Source organism: Paenibacillus sp. FSL R7-0340, assembly GCF_038002205.1.
Classification (GTDB): Bacteria; Bacillota; Bacilli; order Paenibacillales; family Paenibacillaceae; genus Paenibacillus; species Paenibacillus polymyxa_B.
Genome location: NZ_JBBOBY010000001.1, coordinates 607490 through 630111 on the forward strand (window position 1 = coordinate 607490; position 22622 = coordinate 630111).

Below are 22622 nucleotides of genomic sequence, written 5' to 3' on the forward strand. Positions count from 1 at the left end.
CTCTATTGCCTTTGCTAACAAGCCAGAAGGGAAGGGGATACCTCATTCCTCTAGTGTTGTTAAGGGGCTTCTTCTATTCGTTTGTGCCCGCTGGCAGTCCTGGCTGATAACCGTTCTTGTACAGCATATACCACATGATAGCGAAGCCCGCAGAGCCAAGTAGGGCAAAGAAGACCCCTGCATGGTACATCATTTCTCCGCCAAAGTTCTGGAATAGCCAACCTCCCGCAAAACCTGCTACGATACCGGATATACCACTCCAGGTCAAAGTATATACGGCCTGTCCGGATGATCGGTAAGCTGCAGGGGTGAACAGGACGGTCAATTGGGTGCCTACATAGAAGTATCCACCGAAGGTGACGCAATGAAGAGCCTGAATGAACACAATCTGAATCGGGTCTGTGGCCAGAGCCATCAGTTCCCAACGTAAGGCAAACAGCAAACTGACGAGTGCCAAACAGCCGACCATCACAGTCATTTTTTTCTTCAAGAAGCGATCAAACAGCAAAAAGACAATAATTTCGAATACCGATGACATAAAAACGGCAAAACCAAGCATCTGTTTGGACCCGCCCAGCTCGGTGATGTACAGGGACATAAAGGCGCTGTTGATCGAATTCGGGATGGATACAAGGATGCCCAATAAAATAAAGGATATAAAGTATCCGTTCATTAAAACGCTGCCAAAGCCACGCAAATGAATAGTTGCTGTCTCCACAGTGCTTTTCAGTGGTGGAATCGACAAGGTGCAGATCAATGCAGCCAGAAGAAGTACCGTAAAGATGGTGGATATGCTGGATATCCCCGTTTGGTCAATAACTATGCCGGCAACTGCTGCTGTCACAGCCCAACCGAAGGAACCCCATATACGGAATGAACCAAATTTCCGGTCTGTGCCCTCAATATAGCTGAGAATTAGGCTGTTGCTTTGCGCAAATAAAGGGCTTTGGAAAAAATAAAAACCAATCATCGACACATAAATCATGATATACGTATGGACATGAAATAAAGCTTGCAGCAATAACAAGGTACCTATAATCATAAATAGCAGAATACGTCGGAGGTTACGGCTCCGGTCGCTTGTATAGCCCCAAAAAGGGTTCGCGAATACGGATACAAAAGGTCCGATGGCCATCAGACTCCCGATCTCCAGCTTGTCCATGCCGATATCTTGCAGGTACAGCGGGAAGAAGCTGGAGAAAATGACCATAGCTCCATATAGAAAAAAATTATACAGTTTTAAGGAATATAGAGGAGTCTCTTGAATTTCTCTCTTTTGCAAGACAAGCCATTCCTTTCTTAGCCCGATAGAGAACTACGCATCGATGCCGATCTGTGGGAAGGTTCTTATTCCAATGTATCATGTGTTGAAAGGGTTAACAAACCAATAAATTAACAATTATGTAATAAATATTTGAAGATACTAATTTGATATTGGTTTAAGCAAACTTAATGATTATTTCGCTATTTTACTAGTTATTGTTTTTGTTGCTCCAAGGGGCGACATGTAGACGAACTACAGGGTTTAAGACTATATATGGTTAGTTCAAGTAAATGTTTGGTTAGTTACAAAATCTTTATTTATAAATAGGTTCTTAAGACCTAAAGTTTATACATAGAATAGCCGATACTTAATCCATAATCAGGAGAATTTAGGATTATTTTTTTCTGAATAAAAATACATTGTCGCAGATATTACATAAAATCAGAATACTATGCTTCATAAGAAATGATATAGGTTTAATCGACTGGCCTGTATAGTTGGTTTTATGAAATATCGGGTGGAAAGGGATGGAAAACGGCATTGCAGCATCATAGAGACAATTCCTTGTACCACCGATTTCCTCGGCTTCTTTTGCTCCAGGCAGGAGAACGAGGTGCGTTGGTGACTTCTGAAACCAACGAGCCCAATGTAATACTGACTCGTGAGGGACAATCATATTATTTGCATGATCCTGAGCAGCCTGAGCGGGAAGCAGAATTATTTGTTTTGGGTTTTAACGAGGTTAAACCTCAAGCGCACGTGATCTTTTTTGGTGTAGGACTTGGGTACCATATTCGTGAATTTCTACGCAAGTACCCGAATACCAGCTTCTCCATCGTCGAGCCCGACACTGGTTTGATGAATATTTTTTTGCAGCATCTGAATGAAAACGATTGGCTGGCTGATGAGATGATCGAAGAGGTAATGGTAGGAGGAATGACAGGAGAGACAATCGGTACACTGCATAGGTTGATCGACCGTGTATCTGGGATCCTAGTTGTTCCATGGCTCCCGTATCGCTCTTTATTTGCTGCGGAACTGAAGAAGTTTAATGAAATATTGTACAAAATGGTCTCTAACAAGAAGGACAAAATGGCTATCAATAACGTGTACGAAAAAAAATGGGCGTTAAACAGTATTCATAATTTCCCTTATATTTTACATAGTTCGGATTTTCTGCAGGCGGGCTCAGAGCATATTAGGAGTAAGCCAGCCTTAGTAATATCCGCTGGCCCTTCGCTTAACGACGAAATTGAGCACCTGCGACATATTCGTGAGAATAATCTTGCTTATCTGTTTACAGTAGGATCGGCAGTGAACACGCTGGTGGAGCATGGCATTTATCCGCACGGCACGTTCAGTTATGACCCGAACGAACACAACGTAAATGTAATTCAAAAGGTGATCGACAAGCGAATTGATTCAATTCCACTTATTTTCGGCAGTACGGTCGGTAAGCACACACTCGATCATTATCCAGGTCGTCTTATGCATATCATCATTTCTCAGGATGAACTCTCCAAACACGTATTGCGTACACCGGAGGGAAATAAACCAACGATTATTAACGATGCTCCTTCAGTAGCGGTCATTGCACTCCAATGTCTGATCCAGATGAAAGCAGACCCTGTTGTGTTGGTAGGGCAAAATTTAGCTTATCGGGATGAACAATATTATGCTGAGGGGATTACTCATGCCCAAGGTGTTCCAGCTAGTGCCGATTTGCCGTGTGTAAAGGGTGTTCATGGTCAACAGGTAGTTACACGACATTCTTTTATTAAAATGAAAATAGAGATGGAGTTTTACATTAGTACAGTGAAGGGAACTGAATTTATAAACACAACGCGTGAAGGCGCTGTTATCAAAGGAACATCTTTTCAGAACTTGGAAGAGGTAATCCAGACGCGGTTAAAAGGTGCTATTGACGATACGTGGCTGCAAACCAGCAGTAATTCGGAATACGATCTCATGTTTCTGAGGTCACGCATTGAAGAGCTTCAGCGGGATGAAGAGGTTTTTCAAACCATTATGGAACAGATTCATCATGCTTTGCTCGGCATCAAACATAAGCTCAGTCTGAAGCAGGCCAATATGCTGAACGTGTCCTTTGGACAGTTTGATGACTTATTTGCCTCATTATTAGGTAATTGTTTTTTCAAAATATATGTTCTTCCTCGCCATCGTATGCTGTATGAGTTTTTGTACAGTAAAATGGGCGCCATTCAGAGCAGTAGGAATCCTCTAATCAGAGGGGAGCAAATTCTGCTGTACTTCGGGGATTTCATATGGAAATGCCAGCAGGATTATATGGAAATCAAGAATGAGATCCATGAATTTCACCATTCCATTCACACCTAGATAAAAAGGAGCACGTATATGAGTAAGAAGAAAAGAAATAAGAATCATGTAAATCGAATGATTAAGGTAAGTGTACTGACAACACAGGTGCTCAACCTAGCCAACCCATATATTTCAGCGACGTTTGCATCGGAGAGCGTAAGCGACAATACGACGGAGAATGTGTCGGTGTCGGACGGGTTCATACAAGACGCTTCCTCATCCCCCGTGGCCTTATCAGTCTATATGCAGGCGCAAATGGACGAGCCTCCATACTATACATGGCTTTCACCTCAGGAAAGCGGCGTTTCTTTGTCCGCAAATCTGGCTATGTCGTTCAGTGAAGAGGTGCAACTGGGCACAGGTCATCTAGTGGTGCACCAGGAGGATGGAAGTGAAGCGGGTCGGATTAACGTGAGCGGAGGTACAGTCGTAGGTGGCATGGTACATATCAGCGGTCAGAACGTGTCAATGGAGTTGGATTATCCGCTGGCAGATAGTACCCGGTACTATGTAGAAGTTAGCTCGGGTATGTTTGTAGATCGCGCGGGTCAAGGCAACAATGCGATTTGGGACAAGGACATGTGGACCTTCCAGACGGCAGACACCATAGCGCCGAAGCTGGTGAGGAAGGGACCAGAGGGCCCAGACATGAGTGGCGTAAGTCCCTACGATGCGAACTTTATGCTGGAGTTTAATGAGCCAGTGAGATGGGACCACGGCTACGTAAGGTTGCACGAAGCCTCGGGTGGGGCAGTGGTTCGTGAGTTACCGATATCGGGTCAGTGGGGAACGGGGAAATCCCAATCAGTCTGGGAAAATACAGCCTACTTCTCCTTCTCGGGTGGGCTGGAACAGGGAAAGTCGTACTATCTGGAAATTACTTCGGGAGCACTAACGGATTTGGCGATGAATCCATATGTAGGGATGCATACTTCGGAGGACTGGACATTCCGCACACGAGATGAGCGGCCTCGTTATACGAATCTGTATCCAGAAGGGAGTGGTCAAACGCTCACCCCGAACCTGCACATGAGCTTCAGTGAAGAGGTGCAGTTAGGCACAGGCCATCTGGTAGTGCACCAGAAGGATGGAAGTGAAGCGGGTCGGATTAACGTGAGCGGAGGTACAGTCGTAGGTGGCACGGTACATATCAGTGGTCAGCATGTGCGGATGGAACTGGATCATCCACTGGCGGATAGTACCCGGTACTATGTAGAAGTCAGCTCGGGGATGTTTGTAGACCGTGCGGGTCAAGGCAACAATGCGATTTGGGACAAGGACATGTGGACCTTCCAGACGGCAGACACCACAGCGCCGAAGCTGGTAAGGAAGGTATCACCGGAAGGTTCAGAGCTTAGTGGTGCAGGCCAGTATGCAGGGTTTATATTGGAGTTCAATGAGCCGATGAAGTGGAACCAAGGCTATGTAAGACTTCACGAAGTATCAGGTGGGGCAGTAGTTCGCGAACTACGAGTATCCGGTGCAGGAAATTTAAACAGTACGTTAGAAGGACACGATAATGTAGTCGAATTTATGCTGTCAGGCGGGTTAGAAGAAGGAAAGTCGTACTATCTGGAAATCACCTCGGGAGCACTAACGGATTTGGTGATGAATCCATATGTAGGGATGCATACTTCGGAGGACTGGACATTCCGCACACGAGATGAGCGGCCTCGTTATACGAATCTGTATCCAGAAGGGAGTGGTCAAACGCTCACCCCGAACCTGCACATGAGCTTCAGTGAAGAGGTGCAGTTAGGCACAGGCCATCTGGTAGTGCACCAGAAGGATGGAAGTGAAGCGGGCCGGATTAACGTGAGCGGAGGTACAGTCGTAGGTGGCACGGTACATATCAGTGGTCAGCATGTGCGGATGGAACTGGATCATCCACTGGCAGATAGTACCCAGTATTATGTAGAGGTCAGCTCGGGTATGTTTGTAGACCGTGCGTGTCAGGGGACAAATGCCATTTGGGACAAGGACATGTGGACCTTCCAGACGGCAGACACCACAGCGCCGAAGCTGGTAAGGAAGGTATCACCGGAAGGTTCAGAGCTTAGTGGTGCAGGCCAGTATGCAGGCTTTATGCTGGAGTTTAATGAGCCGATGAAGTGGAACCAAGGCTATGTAAGGCTCCACGAAGCCTCAGGTGGGGCAGTGGTTCGCGAACTGCGAGTATCCGGTGCAGGAAATTCGAATTTTACGTTAAAAGGCGAGGGAAATATAGCGTACATCGAGCTATCAGGCGGGTTGGAAGAAGGAAAGTCGTACTATCTGGAAATTACCTCGGGAGCGCTGACAGACCATGCAATGAATCCGTATGTTGGGATGCATACTCCAGAGGAATGGGCGTTCCGCGTACGAGATGAGCGCTCACATCGTTCTAAGGATAAGGAAACGTCAGCTCAGGGTACTTCGTCAGCGGCTTCCCAAACAGAGACTAAGACGGGTGCCGTATCAACAGACGCTAAGACAGTAGCCGATAAGAGCCGCACTATTCAACTTATTGGTTTGAATGATGGAGACGTCAGCCAAGCCCTGAATGTTACAATCGGTGAGCAGAAAGAGTTGGTCGTGGACGCCTCGGGGTACAATAAAGCAGCAAAAGTGAGTATACCTTCTACCTTTTTAAAGGAATATGAGAAAGAAAATACAAAGGTGCCGATTAGCATTCACACAGCAGTAGCCCAGTTTACTCTTTCTGCTGAATTGGTTGGCAAATTGGTCTCATTATATCCTGAAGACAACCTGATCGTCGAAATTTCAGCGCTGTCAGGCGAAAACGGTGCACAAGTGCGACAAGCTATTGCAGACACGGGTTTAGCGAATGTTGTCGTAAACCCGGTTGATTTCAAGCTTATGGCTGGAGATCAAGAGATCACTGAATTTTTCGGGCATTACGTGGAACGGAAATTGATTCTCGATCATGAAGTTGATCCTAAGCATATAGCGGCCGTTTGGTTCGATCCTAAGACAGGTGTGTTGTCGTCTGTTCCCGTGTTGATACAGAATGTGGATGGGCAATTAGAGGCAATTATTAAGTCAAACCATAACAGCATTTATGCTGTAGTCTCAGCAGACAAAAAGTTTAAGGATCTAGAAAATCATTGGGCGCAGAAAGATGTAGAGATGCTGGCAAACAAGTTGATTGTCCAAGGTGTTCAGTCTGATATTTTTGAACCAAATCGGGCTGTAACAAGAGCTGAATTTGTGTCAATGCTTGTTCGCGGACTTGGTATGCAGGAAAAGCCGTTAACGGAACATTTTACAGATGTGAAAGAAAATGCCTGGTATGCTGGTAGTGTTGGAGCTGCGGTGGAAGCTGGTTTGATTCGTGGTTATGGGGATCAGTCATTTGGACCAGAAAGGTTAATTACGCGTGAGGAAATCGTGGTTATTACAGAAAAGGCTGTACATTATGCTCAAACACTGAATGCTGGTCCTGCTAATGAGAAATATAAAGAGATTTACAGTGACGCATCTACTGTTTCTCCTTGGGCTCAAGATGCTATGGCGCAGGCTACAGAGCAAGGCTTAATTAAGGGTGTCTCTCCCGACTTGCTTGCACCCAAACAGCAGGCGGCCCGGGCGGAGGCTACTTCCATAATAAAACGATTTTTGCAACTTATTAAGTTCACGAATTAAAAGTAACGAACTAGACGAATAGGCACCCTCTTTTTTAGGCGATCCAGTGGATCGCCATTTTTTATACTTTATATAGATGATATTATTAGATTTATTCGTGTTTAATGATAGAATTTGTATAGCAAAAAGGAGGTGCGATGGTGATGGTGGAGGTGACTGGAATTATCGTGGCAGGCGGACGCTCCAGCAGAATGGGACAGGACAAGGCGCTGCTTCAGCTGGGAGGGATTACGGTACTGGAGAGAATAGCTGCTGTGCTAGGGCAGGTAGCAAAACGGGTTATTGTAGTGACCCGGGATGCACAACAGTATAGGGAGCTTGATCTGGAAACGACAAAAGACCTGTATCCCGGCTTAGGGCCTTTGAGCGGCATTCATGCGGGGCTTTCTGCTTCCAGAACGGAGTGGGGCATTGTCGTTGCCTGCGATATGCCCTTCGTGCAGCCAGAGATATTGTGTGCTTTGCTTACTCACGCAACGAACTGGGCAGCGGCGCAAGAGACAAGTAGTGAACAAGGAAAGCAACAAGTACAAGGAGATCATACAACCTTGACAGGAAATGGCTCATTGCTCCAGCCAGCAGAACCAGCATTACAGGCAGTGATCGCCTCTGTGGATGGACGTATACATCCGCTGCTAGGCATATATCATCAAAGTGTGTTGCCGTCTGCCGAGCAATGTCTGCGTAGTGGACGTCTTCGTCTGATCGACTGGCTAGATTCATTGAACGTTCATTATGAGACAGCGGGCGATTGGCCAGGTGCGAGCTTAGAGATGTGGCGGCAAGCTGTGTTTAATATGAACTACCCGCAAGATTATCAGACTATAGTGGAGCAATTGGAGCATATACAAAAACGTACCGAACGTGTACAGAACCTGGAAAATCCAGAACGATAACCACATCAAGATCGGGAAGGAAATAACGGAAGATGCGACAGAAGAAGTGTAATGGTTTTGAGGGGAGTACATAACATGTTGGAAGCTATTATCCATGCTGTTTTATTGGCGCTGGGTTTGATTTTGCCTTTGGGGGTACAGAATGTATTTGTGTTTAATCAAGGAGCGTCCCAGTTGCGGTTTCGCAATGCACTGCCTGCTGTCATTACAGCGGGTGTCTGTGATACAATCCTGATCACGCTTGCGGTTGGGGGCGTGTCTCTTATTTTGCAGCAATTTCTATGGCTCACGAACGTACTCTATGCAGCGGGCTGTTTGTTTCTGCTGTATATGGTCTGGACTCTATGGAGGTCGAAGGCAGCTTCCTCAGGAGAAAGTCAGGCGATGCGCCCGAAACGACAGATGATTTTTGCCGCTTCGGTATCGCTATTGAATCCACATGCCATACTCGACACTGTTGGGGTAATTGGAACCAGCTCCCTTCATTATGACGGCGGGGAACGCTGGGCCTTTGGTCTGGCTGCCGTGTCCGTATCTTGGATATGGTTCATCGGTCTGGCAACGGCGGGGTGTCTCGTGGGACGTATGGATTCAGAAGGGAAGTTTGGGACTGTGCTCAACAAAATATCGGCACTGATTATTTTAGGCCTGGCAATGTATATGGCGATAAATTTTATTACCAGTATGTGATCCAAGCCTGGTTAGAGGAAAAACTTCAAAACAGCGAATACCCCGCTCAAAGCAAAGGGAACACCGATCAAAAACAGCATAAAGGCCAGACAGCCAGCACCATTTACACCGCCTGCAATTCGGGCGGTCCCGAGGGTTGGATGGATTGTATAATACCTTAATCTTGCTGCCAACCCGGTTGAGGCTTAGGTTGGTGCTATAAGGATTCCAGAATTCTACGACTTCACCTGAAGCTGTATAGAAGCGCACCTTTAATCGGCGGGTGTAGCTAGTATCTACCGGATCATCTCGGTCAAAGGGAACGACATCAATATCTACTTCGATATGCGCATCAACGATTTGCCCCTTGGTACGGACCCAGTGGCGTTTACGATAACGATGACGACGGATCGTTCTGAATCCAAAATAGATGAGTAGCAGTCCAATCAAGCTGAACAATGGCATCAGCAGATCGGAGCTAAAATGAAACCAATACACATTGAAATCAATTGAGATGATAATCTACTCCTTTAAACAAAGCGATAATCAATATATCGGACTTTTTTTAGAAACAGTTTAATTCTTCCATAGAGATAACGGCAGAGCTGTATGGAATATAAAAAGATCCTACTTCACCGGGAAGTGGATCTTTTTAATAGCTGCGAGGATTACTTTTTGCTCGATAGGGACATATCAAAATCAACATCCTTGATAAATTCGATAACCTCACCATTAGGGCTGTGGACTAATGCATTTGTTACAATCAGAGGAGGTTCCCCAAGTGTAAGTTGATTGGGTTCCACAAAGGTTCTTGCTCCGTGGGCAAGGGCTTTTTGATATATTTCATCTACATTGTCTACGTAAAATGCCAAGTGTAATAAAGCCCCGTGAGCAATCTCTTGCTCGGATGAAGCTTTTTTTCCTTGGGCAGGAATGACAGCATCTTTATCAAAAATTTCGAGACAGGTTCTCTGATCGGGTGAGATCAGCATGGAAGCCTCTTGAATTCGAAAAGACGGAAGACTCCAGTGATGTCCTCTTTTAAATCCCAATACCTTGGTATAAAATGCAATGGTCGCTTGATAGTCACGGGCTTGTATGGCAACATGCGCTAGTCCCTTTACGCTCATTTCAGATCCTCCTTATATGTAAGTGAACCTTATTATATGAATAATTATGGGGTGCTTATATATTTAAAGTAAGGTTTTTATACTATATTAATTATTAAATAAAAGTTAATTTGGGTGAAAAATATTATTTTTTAAATTCAGGTTAGGAGGGCTCGATATGCAGCATCACATTGACGATATAGATTACAAAATCATGAAATTGCTACAGCATGACGCTCGGATAACTATTTCCCAAATCAGTAAAGAAATCTCGATGTCACAGCCGTCTGTTAAAGAAAGGATAACCAAGCTTGAAGAACGAGGGATTATTTCTGGATATAGCACCGTATTTAATTTACGGGAAATGAATCGAGGGACGACTACATTTATTCTAATAAAGACAGAACATTGCCAAGAGCTGGTTGAATTTTGTAGAGAGGCGAAGGAAGTCACCGATTTATTTCGCATTAGTGGAGAATTTAATTATCTCATGAAGGTACAAACCGCGTCGGTAGAGGAAATTGCAGAGCTTCAGGATTCCCTAGTTAAGCTAGGTCCTTCGAAGTCGCATATTTGTATGAAAAATATACTGGAGAACAGGGTTTTGCTGTAAGCCAATCGGAGAACCGAACATTTGGAATATAGAGCATTCGGAATAACTGTATTTGTGAAATGAAGACAAGCGAATGCTTGGATGAAATAAAAAAGTGACGCTGAATTACAACAGCGTCACCGTAATGCCTTGCTCCAGACGCTTCACGTCCTGGAGCTCGATCTTCCCGGCCATGGCGTGCAGAGCTGCCGCTGTGCCGCAGGCCGCTCCCTGCCGTAGCATGGCAGGGAGATCCAGCCCCGTCGCCGCGCCGGTGACCAGCCCGGCGACCATGGCGTCACCGCTGCCGAGCGCGCTGACAATGTTCGCCTCTGGCAGGCTCACGCGGTAGCGCGCATCGCTCGTTACCGCCAGCGCCCCGCGCGCGCCGAGCGAGATGACGGCCAGCTGCGCTCCGGCTTCCAGCAGCTTTGCTGCCGCCGCTTCAGCGGCATCCGGGCGCGCAGCGTCGATTCCCGCGAAGTGGGCGGCCTCGTCCTCGTTAGGCTTCACGAGGTCGGGCTTTCCGCGCAGCCCCAAGCGCAGCGCCTCCCCGCTCGCGTCCAGCGCCACCCGCGCGCCGCGTGCCTTCGCCAGCGTGCACAGCTCGGCGTACAGATCGGGCGGGCAGCCGGGTGGCAGGCTGCCGGAGAATACGACCCAAGCCGAATCCTCGGCAAGGGTCTCGATTTTGCGCCGCAGTGCGGCTAATTCAAGCGGACCAACGGTCGGTCCGCTCTCAATCAGCTCGGTCTGCGTGCGCGCGGACGGGTCGAGCACGGTAATGGCGAGACGGGTTTCCCCATGTGCCGTTTCAATGAAATCGGCACTTACGCCTTCTGCGCTCAACCCGTCAATGAGCAGCCGTCCGGTGTGTCCGGCAGCAAACCCGGTCGCTCGTACAGGCTCGCCTAGCGTGCGAATGACGCGAGCGGCATTCACGCCCTTGCCGCCCGGCACCGTGAGGCTGCCTTCAATGCGGTGGACGGCATTCAAACCGAAGCCTGCAACCGTGTAGATTTTATCCACAGCCGCGTTAAGCGTTACGGTGGTAATCACAAGGCATCACTCCTTTAAGATCAGCAATTTGCAACATTTGATGCCATTCGCTCATGCTAAGATATCAGCTTTAATCCCAATGCTGCGGCAAGAATCATGGCGATGAATAAAACACGCAGTACGCTTTTTTGTTCACCGTACAAGAACATGCCTGTAATCGTGCTGCCAACCGTTCCGATGCCTGTCCATACCGCATAGGAAGTTCCCATAGGCAAACTTTTCATGGCATAGCTGAGTAGAGAGAAGCTAAGAACAAAGGATAAGACCATAAGCACTAAGGACTTCCAGCCTTTGCCCACCGTAACGCCCTTCATACCGATGACTCCTAACACTTCCGAGCATCCCGCGATAACCAATGCAATCCAAGCCATTATGCACCACTCCCTTCCTGAACATCACGGTCGGTAACTAACTTCAAGCCGACCACACCTGCCAGCAAAAGGGCAATTAACAGCGTTTTGGACCATTGAAACGGTTCCCCAAATAGCAGCATTTCGCCTACGACCGTTCCCCCTGTCCCCAGTCCGGTGAATACAGCATATACCGTGCCTACAGGCAAACGCTTCGCAGCCTTCATGATCAAATAAAAGCTGGCTATCACAGCCAGCACGGTTACAGCCCAGGCGAGTGCAGAATCCGCATGCTTCAAACCCGATACCCATACGACCTCAATCAGGCCGCCAACAAAAACGTAAATCCAACTGCGATTCATGATGAATGTTCTCCTCAAAAATAGATTTTATAAGTTCGACGGCTTCACGCTTCATGAGGTGAGGTTAACGTAATCCCACGCCAAAAAATAGGCCATGCAGCGTTCAGTCTTCGGTGGTAGTTGATGCTTCCACTGTACAGTAGCTCCACCATAATTCCGTCCACCAGTGTCATGAAGGCTAAAGCCACATCCACTGGCTCCATATGCCCAAAGGGTTCCCGATCCCGTGTATTCCGGAGGCGGCGAGTTAATTTTCGCTCCATTTTATCCAGAAAAGGATTAACAATATCCAGCACCTCGTGATACAACGATACAGGCGGAAAGAAGGAAAAGCGAAGCATAAACTTGGCTGAGTCGTTGCTCTCATATTCCTGTCCCATCCAAAACAAGAAGTCATGCAGGGTATGCTTAAGCGGCTGATCTTTACGTTCCGTAAAGTATTCGAAAATACGTAAATTCTGCTCTTGAAAAGCGTACCTCGCCACCTGTAGAAACAGATCCTCCTTGCCTTGGAAATGCGCGTATATAGACGGTTTTCGGATACCGACCTCAGCGGCAATACTGCTCAAGGAGGCTCCCTCATACCCATTGGTGGCAAACTGAAAAAGAGCGGCCTTTCGAATCTCTTCCATCCCCATTATTTTCACCTACCTAACGTTCGTTAGTTTATTTTTACACGAAAAAAAGTAAGTGTCAACCCAGCATCATTGCGTTTTGTATAAAGCTTTTCTTTGGATTTTTTTATCAACATTTTAATAAAAAAGTGGGAAGAAATAAGGGGCTCATGTACAATATAATGAAGAATACCTGTCAAATGCAGTCCACTGGAAGTGAGGTTAGTTATGAGGCGAAGCTTACTGGCCGTATTGATCGCGGCTATGGTGTTTATTATTTATTATTTTGGCTTGTTTAATTACATCGGCAAAAATGAAGGAACTGTCATCAGTATTTTTTCCACCCTGACAGTGATCTCCATCAGTCTGATTATTTTTACGGAGAATCGTAATCCCTCCACCACGATGTCCTGGATTTTGCTGCTGGCATTGCTGCCAGTCGTTGGACTTCCTCTTTATTTTTTGTTTGGGCAAAATGTATTCAAGCGTCGCAAGTATGACAAAAAGGCATTGCGTGACCAACAGGCTTACGACCGCATTGAAAAGGATGCTTTGCGAGTCAAACGGGATCTGACCTGCTTTACAGATGAGCAGCAGCAGTTGATGCGTTTGGCCCGCAGACTGGCCCGCTCCCCGATTTATTTTGCGACAGAGACTCAAATTCTGAACAATGGAGATGAAACCTTCTCCACTTTGCTGGAAGAACTGCGCAAGGCGCAGCATCATATCCATATGGAATATTACATTTTCCGGTCGGATGATATCGGTACCAGCATTCAGAAGATTTTGATCGAAAAGGCCAAAGCGGGTGTTAAGGTTCGGTTTATGTACGATGCGGTGGGCAGTATTCAGTTGTCGAAGTCATTTTTGAAGGAAATGAGAGATGCAGGAGTAGAGGTCGTTGCATACGGTGGTGCTCGGATCTTGTTTTTCTCCAGCCGGGTAAACTATCGTAATCACCGTAAAATTGTAGTTATCGACGGTAATATCGGATTAATTGGTGGACTAAATGTAGGGGATGAGTATCTCAGCCGCAACAAAGCCTACGGCTTTTGGCGTGATACGCATATGATTGTGAAGGGCGAAGCTGTGCGGACGTTGCAGCTTATATTTTTACAGGATTGGCTTCACATGACGGGCGAGTCGGTGCTCGATAGCGAATATCTGTCTCCCAATATTGAACCCATTACGGATGGAGGCGTGCAGATTATTGCCAGCGGCCCGGATAATGAGCGGAGAGTACTTAAAAATCTCTTTTTCTCCATGATCACATCTGCCCGAAAATCAGTCTGGATTGCCACTCCTTATTTTATCCCGGATGAAGATATCCTGACTGCCTTACGGATGGCTGCCTTGTCCGGGTTGGACGTGCGTATTCTGTTTCCCGCAAAACCGGATAAATGGCTACCGTTTCTCGCGTCTCATTCGTACTTCCAGTCGTTGCTGGAGGTTGGAGTCAAGGTATATGAATATGAAAAAGGGTTCCTCCACTCCAAGCTCCTCATCATTGACGGGGAAGTTGCGACCATCGGGACAGCCAATATGGATATGCGTAGCTTTCATTTGAATTTTGAAGTTAACGCTCTGTTAATTCAAACGCACAGTGTGCAGCAGATGGTAACAGACTACGAACGAGATTTGCACTCTGCCAGTCTGATCGTACGCGAAGAATTCATGAAAAAACGTCTGTTCAAACGTTTGATGGAATCACTCGCGCGGCTGCTTTCACCGCTGCTGTAACATAAACGAATTCGCTACAGCAGTATCCCGTAGTTAAAATGTAGTAAAGCCTAAAATATCCTGTAGACGGTATATAATATCTTTCCAAAATGTTGAATGATCCTCGTAAGCTGCTAGATCCAAACTGTATTCAGCCCCCTGATTATTCCATAGCTTATCAAAATAGGCCGCAACCTGTCGGGTCAGCTTGCTGTCCGCCGGAGCGGCCACCCACAATTCATTTTCCAGATTCAAATCATCCAGATTACGGGGGGTCAGATTGGTAGAGCCACCCCAAATGATATGCTCTCCTTGTGCCTTGGCGATATAAATCAGTTTGGTATGGAACTGCTCATGGGTGGTATGATACCAGCGAATTTGAATGTTCCCGCCCGATTTATCGGACAACTCCTGGGCAACCGGACGATTGGGGATGCCGATTTTTTCCTGACCAAACGCGTTTTCATTGGGGTCCAGCAGCAATTGGATGTTTACACCGCGCGCAGAGGCATCCAGCAGGCTGTTCAATACTTTGCGGTCAGCCAAATAAAACATGCCCATATGAATGCTGTCACCTTTTTTCGTCTGCGCAATGCCATCCAGAACTGAGGTGTACACCTTGCCCTCAGTTAGATATTTGATCCGGTAGCTGTCCTTACTCGATGGAACTTTGGGTTCAGCTTGTGGTGTATAGGCAGGAAGCTGCCCACCGCCCGAAAAGTCCAACACCGCCTGCTCTGTTTGTAAAATGTCTCCGATGATAGGCCCCTTCACCTCCAGCGCTACATTGGAGTGATAGGCGCTCGCGTCGTGCACGTTGCCTGTAGAAATGAGCGCTGTCTGTTCGTTGGCAACCAATTTTCGGTGATTGGCCTTGACGTTTAACAGCTTAAGATAGGAGCGAGCCGTTACATCAGGTCCGTCACTGGCCATCAGGTTGGGAATCCAGCCTGTGCCCTGCTGCCCGAACCATTGGAAAAAGGTACGCCACACCGCCGAATAGATGGGGGTGGAGTCCCGCAACGGGTCTACATCGGTCTGCACCACTTGAATCCCTGCTCGCTTCATATTCTCCAACAAAGGATTGGGGGCAGAATTATAGTTGGTATTGACTTCATCTGTAATGAAAAAGATAGGCATATCCGGATGAGCTTTCTTTTTGGCAATAAGATGCTCGGTCATTTGTGCGCTGACTTGGGGGAAGTGCTGACCTTTATGCTTATAGTCATTGAACAGAAACAGGTCGATGACGATAAATTGTTGGGCTTCATCAATGATCCCGAGCATACGATTCAAAATTTGTCCTTCATGCTGTGCAGTGCTTCCATCCCCGGTCGGATAGGTCAAATCCGTCCAGAAGTTTACCTCATGGGTTGAATACTCCTGACTCTCATAAGAGACGAACGGAGGCAATGGTTTATGGGTCTGATACAGCATGACGGCAATCAGCCAGAGGATAAGTACCAGAATGGCGATTTTAAGAGTACGGCCCTTTTTCCCGGTTTTTCTTTGATATTCCGGCACAGAATGCAGCGGATCACGTGTAGTCATATGACGATCAACTCCTCAATTGAATACTGCATTCCATTTTATCGTGCCGGAACATGCAGTTTTATGATGGGATACTGTCAAGTTATTAACGCAAGTGTGCAGGATTGACGCGGATACTGAATGGAATGAAATGGAGTATGTTTTACTATTCATTGAGGACATATGTCCTTTATAGAGAGTCTGCCCTATACTTTAATATATAGAAAAGTCATTTACATGGGGAGAATAACGATTTATGAGAGGAATCTTGTTTGCTTTTCTGGGAGGAGCTTGTATTACGCTACAGGGGGTAGCGAATACACGGATTAGTCAGGATATCGGTACATGGCCGGCGGCCACTGTTACTCAGCTAATAGGCTTTATTTTGGCAGCATTAGTCTGGATGTTTACAAGGGATGGTAATGTAGCTGAAATGAAACAGGTAAAGCCAATGTATCTTTGGGGCGGTGCCTTTGCAGCTATTATTATATTTAGTGAAGTCACGGCAATCCAACATATTGGGGTTACGTTCACGATCTCGGCGTTGTTGATTGCGCAGTTGTGTTTAACCTTCCTGGTAGATATCAAGGGATGGTTCGGTATAGTGAAGCAAAAGATGAAACTGCCACAATTTATAGGTATTGGTATGATGATCGCGGGTGTAATTATTCTGAAGCTCTAAAATAGAATTTTAACTTGTAAAGAAAGCTTAGTATGTAGAAATTGAAGGTGAGCTTAGGAATGAGAGAAATTCAGGATCAAGAGCAGCTAAAATATTTTTTGCAGCTGCATGAGTTGGAATCCATACTCTACGAGCCACTACATCCTTATTTGTCGTTGCATCGTTTGGAGCAAGGGGAAAGGCTCTGTTCACAGGGAGACTCCATCGAACATCTATATATACTGGTGCAGGGCAAGGTCAAGATTTATACCAGTTCTACAGAAGGGAAGACCCTGATCCTTTGCTTCAAAACACCGATCGAGGTCATAGGAGATGTTGAATATATTCGGAGTAGTCACGTTATCAACACAGTAGAGGCAGTGTCTCCGATCTATGTGATCGGTATTCACCACCAATGGATGAACAAATACGGCAGAGACTATGCTCCTTTGCTGCAATTTCTATTGGATATTGTCACGCGAAAGTTTTGCCTGGACTCCGACTTTTCCAGTTTCAATCTCATGTATCCGGTGGAAGTCAGGCTGGCGAGCTACCTGCTATCGGTTTCTTTTGACGAATCGAATACGGCTTTTCATGAGGAATTACGTGCATCTAGTCTGGTAGATGTGGCGAATTTGATCGGAACCAGCTATAGACATCTCAACCGTGTCATTCGCAAAATGATTGAAGATGGATGGGTTGAACGGACCAAAGGTTACATTGTCATTCGGGACAGAAAAGGTTTGAGTGAACTGGCAGGACATAATATTTATGAATCATTGTAATAGGAGCATTTAGGATAAAGGCAGAAGAATATCAGGGATCATCAAGGGAGAGTTAAAATATGTTATTAGGAATTGTATTGGCGATTATCGCAGGTGCCTTGGTCAGTCTGCAAACGATATTCAATAATAAGGTGAATGAACGGACAGGATCGTGGGCCACAACAACATTGGTGCTGGGAACAGGGTTCTTGGCTTCCTTACTCGGGAGTCTTATTTTTGAAGGGAAAAATACATTTGCTTTACAGCATATGCAGCCGTGGTACTGGTTCAGTGGCATGATTGGTGTCGGTGTTGTGTTCTGTCTGGTACAAGGAATGAAGCGACTTGGCCCGACCTATGCGATCTCCATTGTATTGACGGCGCAATTAGGTACCGCCCTGTTGTGGGATTCGTTAGGATGGCTGGGATTAGAAAAGATTCCGTTTACCTTTAATAAGTTGATCGGAGTATTGGTCATTATCGGTGGTATTCTCGTATTCAAATTTGGACATGGGCGTACGAAGGAGCAAGCAGAAAGCATTTCATCTGTACCTGATTCGATGAAGGGATAAAGGAGATTGTAAAGACCTTTATCTTGCTGGGATAGGGATTGTCCTTTCGAATAGGCATTTTGCAGAAAAGCGGCAGCTCAATTAGGAGCGGCTTTTCTGTAGAGTTTCCGAAAGAAAAAATGTTCACGATCGTGTATATATTTTTCCATCCATGATACAATGAAAGTATCTTAAAATAGCCATATTAAGGGCTACGATATTTGATATAAGAGACGATAAATAGATCGGTTACCGTGTTCGGGAACGGTCTTATTTGTGCTTCTTGAACTTGATACAATAAACAGAGTGACTTTGGATGAGGTGGAACATAGATGAGTAGTACAGAAAATGAAAAAGGAGCACCTGACGGTTTTAATAGATCCGGCTCTTTGTTACCTGCCGCACGGACAGGCGAACGGAAGATTGAGCACGTCCGCCTTTGTTTGCAAGAAGATGTGGCCGGACAAGGCATCACCAGCGGGCTAGAGCGATATGCCTTTAAGCACTGCGCTCTGCCGGAGTTGCATTTTGACGAGGTTCGTCTGGATACTACCTTTTTAGGACAGGCTGTACGAACACCGCTACTTATTAGCTCCATGACAGGCGGCAGCGCCGAGACAGGAGCGATTAATGAGCGATTAGCAGAGACAGCGGAGAGACGCGGCTGGGCGCTGGGCGTCGGTTCGGTACGGGCTGCGGTGGAAAGGGAAGAATTAGCTTCAACCTTTGCGGTTCGCCGTCTAGCACCCAGCATCCCGGTCCTTGCCAATCTGGGTGCGGTGCAGCTGAACTACGGATTTGGCGTGGACGATTGTCGCCGTGCAGTGGAAATTGCCGGAGCAGATATGTTGGTGCTGCATTTGAACGGATTGCAGGAGATTTTTCAACCCGAAGGGAATTTGGATTTTAGCGGCCTGCTTCAGCGCATCGAGGAGTTGTGTCGTCAGCTTTCAGTGCCTGTAGGAGTGAAGGAAGTAGGCTGGGGCATAGATGGCGAGACGGCATCGAGACTGTATGATGCGGGTGCTGCCTTTATTGATGTCGCTGGCGCAGGTGGGACAAGCTGGAGCCAAGTGGAGAAATTTCGTAATCCTGATCCTGTGCGTCGTGCCGCGGCGGAGGCGTTTGCGGATTGGGGAAATTCAACCGCTGATTGTATCGTGGAAGTTAGAGCTGCTCAGCCACATGGTGCTCTGATCGGTAGCGGTGGACTGAGAGACGGTGTCGATGCAGCGAAGGCGCTCGCTCTGGGGGCTGACATGGCAGGCTTCGGGCGTTCTTTGCTCGGTTCGGCGGTTGACTCCAGCGAAGCGCTGGAAGCACGCCTGGAGCAGGTGGAGCTGGAACTCCGAACGGTCATGTTTGGGATTGGGGTAGATGGAATAGAAGGGCTTAAAGACACGACTCGACTAAGAAAGAAGGTAAATGGATGAGCGGACTTATTACATTGGTTCAGATGAATGCGGAGCAATATGATCGATTTGAACAACGCTCGCTTGCCGACTATGCGGATGAGAAAATCCAAGCAGGTACATGGACGGTAGAAGAAGCACCAGAACGTGCGGCAGAAAGTTTTGCTCGATACCTGCCACAGAGGCTAGACACACCTCATGCTCACCTGTATATGTTGATGTTTTCCGATGCCGGGGGGCAGAGTCAGGAAGAAGCTGGCTATATCTGGTTCAATATTACGGACGGCGCGCAAGGAAAAGAAGCTTTTCTACTGGATATTCTTGTATACGATTCATACCAGGGGAGAGGTCTAGGTACGCTGGCGATGGAGGCTTTGGAAAAGGAGGCTCGCAGACTGGGAGCTGTCCGCATCGGTTTGCATGTATTTGGGCATAATGAGCGAGCTTTGCATGTATATCGCAAATCGGGCTATCGGGTTACGGATATCCAGATGAGCAAAGAAATCTAAATAGGGATATAGCAAAATCCTGAATTTCATAACCGTATGCTTGCCGCGTGTATAGGTTCTCATATATAATGTGGGTTGGTAAACTAACGGATGGCATAACGCATATTTTATATAAACGGGAGTTGTTCTGATTATGGCTTTAAAAGCGGGGATTGTGGGTCTGCCGAACGTGGGCAAATCAACACTGTTTAACGCAATAACGCAGGCGGGTGCGGAATCCGCAAACTATCCATTTTGTACGATTGACCCGAATGTGGGTGTCGTTGAAGTACCGGATGAGCGGCTGGATAAGCTGACTGAACTGGTTGTACCGAATAAAACGGTGCCAACGGCATTTGAATTTGTTGATATTGCAGGACTTGTGCGCGGTGCGAGCAAGGGCGAGGGTCTGGGTAACAAGTTTCTGGCTCATATTCGTGAAGTGGATGCGATTGTACATGTGGTACGTTGCTTTGAAGATGAGAACATTACCCATGTGGACGGCAAAATTGACCCGATCAGCGACATTCAGACCATTAATCTGGAACTGATTCTGGCGGATATCGAAAGCGTAGACAAGCGTATTGAACGTTCCCGCAAAAACATGAAGGGTGGCAACAAGCAGTACACCCAAGAGGTTGAAGTGCTGGAGCGGATCAAGGAATCGCTGTATGCTGATAAACCGGCGCGTAGCTTAGAATTGTCGGATGAAGAACGGTTGATTGTACGCGATCTTCATTTGCTTACGATGAAGCCTGTATTGTACGCAGCTAATGTCAGCGAAGATGGCGTAACGGAAGCTGACAGCAATCCATATGTGCAAAAGGTACGCGATTTTGCCATAGATGAAAATGCAGAAGTGGTGCCGATCAGCGCCAAGGTAGAATCTGAAATTGCTGAGCTGGAAGGCGAAGACAAGGCGATGTTCCTTGAGGAGCTGGGATTAGCTGAATCCGGATTGAACCGTCTGATTAAAGCAGCTTATCGCTTGCTGGGCCTGTATACGTATTTCACAGCAGGTGTGCAGGAAGTACGCGCTTGGACTATTCACAAAGGAACGAAAGCACCGGGTGCTGCGGGCGTAATTCATACGGATTTTGAACGCGGATTTATCCGTGCCGAGGTTGTATCCTACAACGATTTGGTCGCTGCTGGTTCGATGAACGGGGCTAAGGAACGTGGTCAGCTTCGTCTGGAAGGTAAGGAATATGTAGTGCAGGACGGAGACGTTATGCATTTCCGTTTTAATGTTTAATATATAATTTCCAGAGTACAATACTCGATTCGGATATATAAAAGACGATGATTCAATGTATGTGTGTTCTGAAATGTGCTAGATTATGTGGTCGCTGCCTATATTAGGGCGGCGACTTTTTATTGTATTGCATGTTGTGTGGATTTTTGCAAAATCCTAAATTAGTCAGTATTTCTTGTAGCTAATTCATGAATTAGTTGGTATAATAAAGAGCTGTAGCCAGTGAAATTGAAGCTGGTTTCATATTAATTTAACTGAAGAGGTGAATCGCTTGTTGGACCGATTGCAATCATTGGCGGACCGCTACGATAAACTGAGCGAACTGCTCTGCGATCCGGATGTAGCGAACGATAGCAAAAAACTTAGAGATTATTCCAAAGAACAGTCTGATTTACAGCCTGCTTATGAAGCATATACCGAATATAAAAATGTCGTTGAAGAGCTGGAAGCTGCAAAAACCATGCAGGGTGAAAAGCTGGACGACGAGATGCGTGAAATGGTCAAAATGGAGATTGATGAACTTAGTGTTCGCAAGCGGGAGCTGGATGAAAAAATCCGTATTTTGCTGCTGCCGAAGGACCCGAATGATGATAAGAACGTTATTATTGAGATTCGTGGTGCAGCGGGTGGTGACGAAGCGGCATTGTTCGCAGCTGACTTGTATCGGATGTATACTCGTTATGCCGATACCCAAGGCTGGCGTGTAGAGCTGATGGACGCGAACATGAATGATCTCGGGGGCTTTAAAGAGGTTATTTTCATGATTAACGGCCGTGGTGCATACAGCAAAATGAAATTCGAAAGCGGCGCACACCGCGTGCAGCGGATTCCGACAACAGAATCAGGTGGACGTATTCATACGTCGACATCTACAGTATCCGTTATGCCTGAGGCAGAAGAAGTGGATATTGAAATTTCCGACAAGGATATTCGCGTGGATACGTTCTGCTCCAGCGGTGCAGGCGGGCAGTCCGTTAATACGACCAAGTCGGCGGTGCGTGTGACACATATGCCTACAGGTATTATGGCAACCTGTCAGGACGGCAAATCCCAGAACTCCAATAAGGAGAAGGCGCTGCAAGTTTTGCGTGCCCGTATTTCGGATATGTTGCGTCAGGAAGAGGAAGCCAAATATGCAGGCGAGCGTAAGAGCAAAGTAGGTACTGGAGACCGCAGTGAGCGTATCCGGACCTACAACTTCCCGCAAAGCCGTGTAACGGATCATCGTATTGGCCTAACTATGCATAAGCTGGACCAGGTGATGAACGGGGAGATCGAAGAAATCGTATCAGCGCTCACGATTGCAGAGCAGGCTGATTTGATGGAACAAGAGGTTTAAGTT

The 22622-nt window shown here is 46.7% G+C and carries 20 protein-coding genes and 1 pseudogene; 13 read left to right on the forward strand and 8 right to left on the reverse strand.

The window, feature by feature from the left end:
- Positions 1-59: 59 nt before the first annotated feature.
- A pseudogene (locus MKX59_RS02730) lies at positions 60-1282 on the reverse strand (MFS transporter).
- 603 nt (positions 1283-1885) lie between these two features.
- Between MKX59_RS02730 and MKX59_RS02735 the strand changes: the two are divergent.
- From MKX59_RS02735 to MKX59_RS02750, 4 genes are all read left to right on the forward strand, one after another.
- Positions 1886-3622: a motility associated factor glycosyltransferase family protein gene (locus tag MKX59_RS02735; RefSeq protein ID WP_340858985.1), complete on the forward strand. Its 1737-nt coding sequence runs from the start codon at positions 1886-1888 to the stop codon at positions 3620-3622.
- Between the two features lie 18 nt (positions 3623-3640).
- Positions 3641-7249 (forward strand): Ig-like domain-containing protein, encoded by a 3609-nt coding sequence (locus MKX59_RS02740; RefSeq protein ID WP_340857541.1) that lies wholly within the window; start codon positions 3641-3643, stop codon positions 7247-7249.
- A 143-nt stretch (positions 7250-7392) separates the two neighbouring features.
- Positions 7393-8145 (forward strand): molybdenum cofactor guanylyltransferase, encoded by a 753-nt coding sequence (mobA, locus tag MKX59_RS02745; RefSeq protein WP_340858986.1) that lies wholly within the window; start codon positions 7393-7395, stop codon positions 8143-8145.
- A gap of 75 nt (positions 8146-8220) precedes the next feature.
- Entirely contained in the window at positions 8221-8835 is a 615-nt protein-coding gene (locus MKX59_RS02750; RefSeq protein ID WP_340857542.1) for a LysE/ArgO family amino acid transporter, read from the forward strand.
- On the opposite strand, the gene MKX59_RS02755 is transcribed toward MKX59_RS02750, so the two are convergent.
- Together MKX59_RS02755 and MKX59_RS02760 are read right to left on the reverse strand one after the other, a co-directional pair.
- On the reverse strand, positions 8788-9279 hold the full coding sequence (locus MKX59_RS02755; RefSeq protein ID WP_340858987.1) for a DUF3592 domain-containing protein: 492 nt from the start codon (positions 9277-9279) through the stop codon (positions 8788-8790). The genes MKX59_RS02750 and MKX59_RS02755 overlap by 48 nt on opposite strands.
- A 203-nt stretch (positions 9280-9482) precedes the next feature.
- Positions 9483-9944 carry a VOC family protein gene (locus tag MKX59_RS02760; RefSeq protein ID WP_340857543.1) on the reverse strand — a complete coding sequence of 154 codons (462 nt, stop codon included), beginning with the start codon at positions 9942-9944 and terminating at the stop codon, positions 9483-9485.
- Positions 9945-10101: 157 nt separating this feature from the next.
- Here MKX59_RS02760 and MKX59_RS02765 point away from each other — a divergent pair, with 157 nt between their 5' ends.
- Entirely contained in the window at positions 10102-10536 is a 435-nt protein-coding gene (locus MKX59_RS02765) for an Lrp/AsnC family transcriptional regulator (RefSeq protein ID WP_023990735.1), read from the forward strand.
- A gap of 105 nt (positions 10537-10641) precedes the next feature.
- On the opposite strand, the gene MKX59_RS02770 is transcribed toward MKX59_RS02765, so the two are convergent.
- Genes MKX59_RS02770 through MKX59_RS02785 form a run of 4 tightly spaced genes read right to left on the reverse strand, consistent with a single transcriptional unit; the run spans position 10642 to position 12924 of the window.
- On the reverse strand, positions 10642-11574 hold the full coding sequence (locus MKX59_RS02770; RefSeq protein WP_340857545.1) for a 1-phosphofructokinase family hexose kinase: 933 nt from the start codon (positions 11572-11574) through the stop codon (positions 10642-10644).
- A 56-nt stretch (positions 11575-11630) separates the two neighbouring features.
- Positions 11631-11945 carry a DMT family transporter gene (locus MKX59_RS02775; protein WP_013312355.1) on the reverse strand — a complete coding sequence of 105 codons (315 nt, stop codon included), beginning with the start codon at positions 11943-11945 and terminating at the stop codon, positions 11631-11633.
- Positions 11945-12286, reverse strand: a complete 342-nt coding sequence (locus tag MKX59_RS02780; RefSeq protein ID WP_028542189.1) for a DMT family transporter — start codon at positions 12284-12286, stop codon at positions 11945-11947. Before MKX59_RS02780 ends, MKX59_RS02775 begins: the two co-directional genes overlap by 1 nt.
- A 44-nt stretch (positions 12287-12330) precedes the next feature.
- Positions 12331-12924, reverse strand: coding sequence for a TetR/AcrR family transcriptional regulator (locus tag MKX59_RS02785; RefSeq protein ID WP_023990732.1), 594 nt, complete (start codon positions 12922-12924; stop codon positions 12331-12333).
- 204 nt (positions 12925-13128) lie between these two features.
- On the opposite strand from MKX59_RS02785, the gene cls reads away from it, so the two are divergent.
- Positions 13129-14640 carry a cardiolipin synthase gene (cls, locus tag MKX59_RS02790; protein ID WP_023990731.1) on the forward strand — a complete coding sequence of 504 codons (1512 nt, stop codon included), beginning with the start codon at positions 13129-13131 and terminating at the stop codon, positions 14638-14640.
- 33 nt (positions 14641-14673) lie between these two features.
- Here cls and MKX59_RS02795 read toward each other — a convergent pair whose 3' ends face one another.
- Entirely contained in the window at positions 14674-16170 is a 1497-nt protein-coding gene (locus tag MKX59_RS02795) for a phospholipase D family protein (protein WP_053326276.1), read from the reverse strand.
- A 235-nt stretch (positions 16171-16405) separates the two neighbouring features.
- On the opposite strand from MKX59_RS02795, the gene MKX59_RS02800 reads away from it, so the two are divergent.
- From MKX59_RS02800 to prfA, 7 genes are all read left to right on the forward strand, one after another.
- Entirely contained in the window at positions 16406-16831 is a 426-nt protein-coding gene (locus MKX59_RS02800; RefSeq protein ID WP_023990729.1) for a DMT family transporter, read from the forward strand.
- Positions 16832-16890: 59 nt separating this feature from the next.
- Positions 16891-17595 (forward strand): Crp/Fnr family transcriptional regulator, encoded by a 705-nt coding sequence (locus tag MKX59_RS02805; RefSeq protein WP_053326275.1) that lies wholly within the window; start codon positions 16891-16893, stop codon positions 17593-17595.
- A gap of 59 nt (positions 17596-17654) precedes the next feature.
- Positions 17655-18146, forward strand: a complete 492-nt coding sequence (locus MKX59_RS02810; RefSeq protein WP_023990727.1) for a DMT family transporter — start codon at positions 17655-17657, stop codon at positions 18144-18146.
- Positions 18147-18457: 311 nt separating this feature from the next.
- Complete coding sequence (fni, locus tag MKX59_RS02815; protein WP_023990726.1) at positions 18458-19558, forward strand: type 2 isopentenyl-diphosphate Delta-isomerase; 1101 nt, start codon at positions 18458-18460, stop codon at positions 19556-19558.
- Entirely contained in the window at positions 19555-20046 is a 492-nt protein-coding gene (locus MKX59_RS02820) for a GNAT family N-acetyltransferase (protein ID WP_028542186.1), read from the forward strand. Before fni ends, MKX59_RS02820 begins: the two co-directional genes overlap by 4 nt.
- A 133-nt stretch (positions 20047-20179) precedes the next feature.
- Complete coding sequence (gene ychF / locus MKX59_RS02825; protein WP_023990724.1) at positions 20180-21280, forward strand: redox-regulated ATPase YchF; 1101 nt, start codon at positions 20180-20182, stop codon at positions 21278-21280.
- 271 nt (positions 21281-21551) lie between these two features.
- Positions 21552-22619: a peptide chain release factor 1 gene (gene prfA, locus MKX59_RS02830; RefSeq protein ID WP_023990723.1), complete on the forward strand. Its 1068-nt coding sequence runs from the start codon at positions 21552-21554 to the stop codon at positions 22617-22619.
- Positions 22620-22622: the final 3 nt, after the last annotated feature.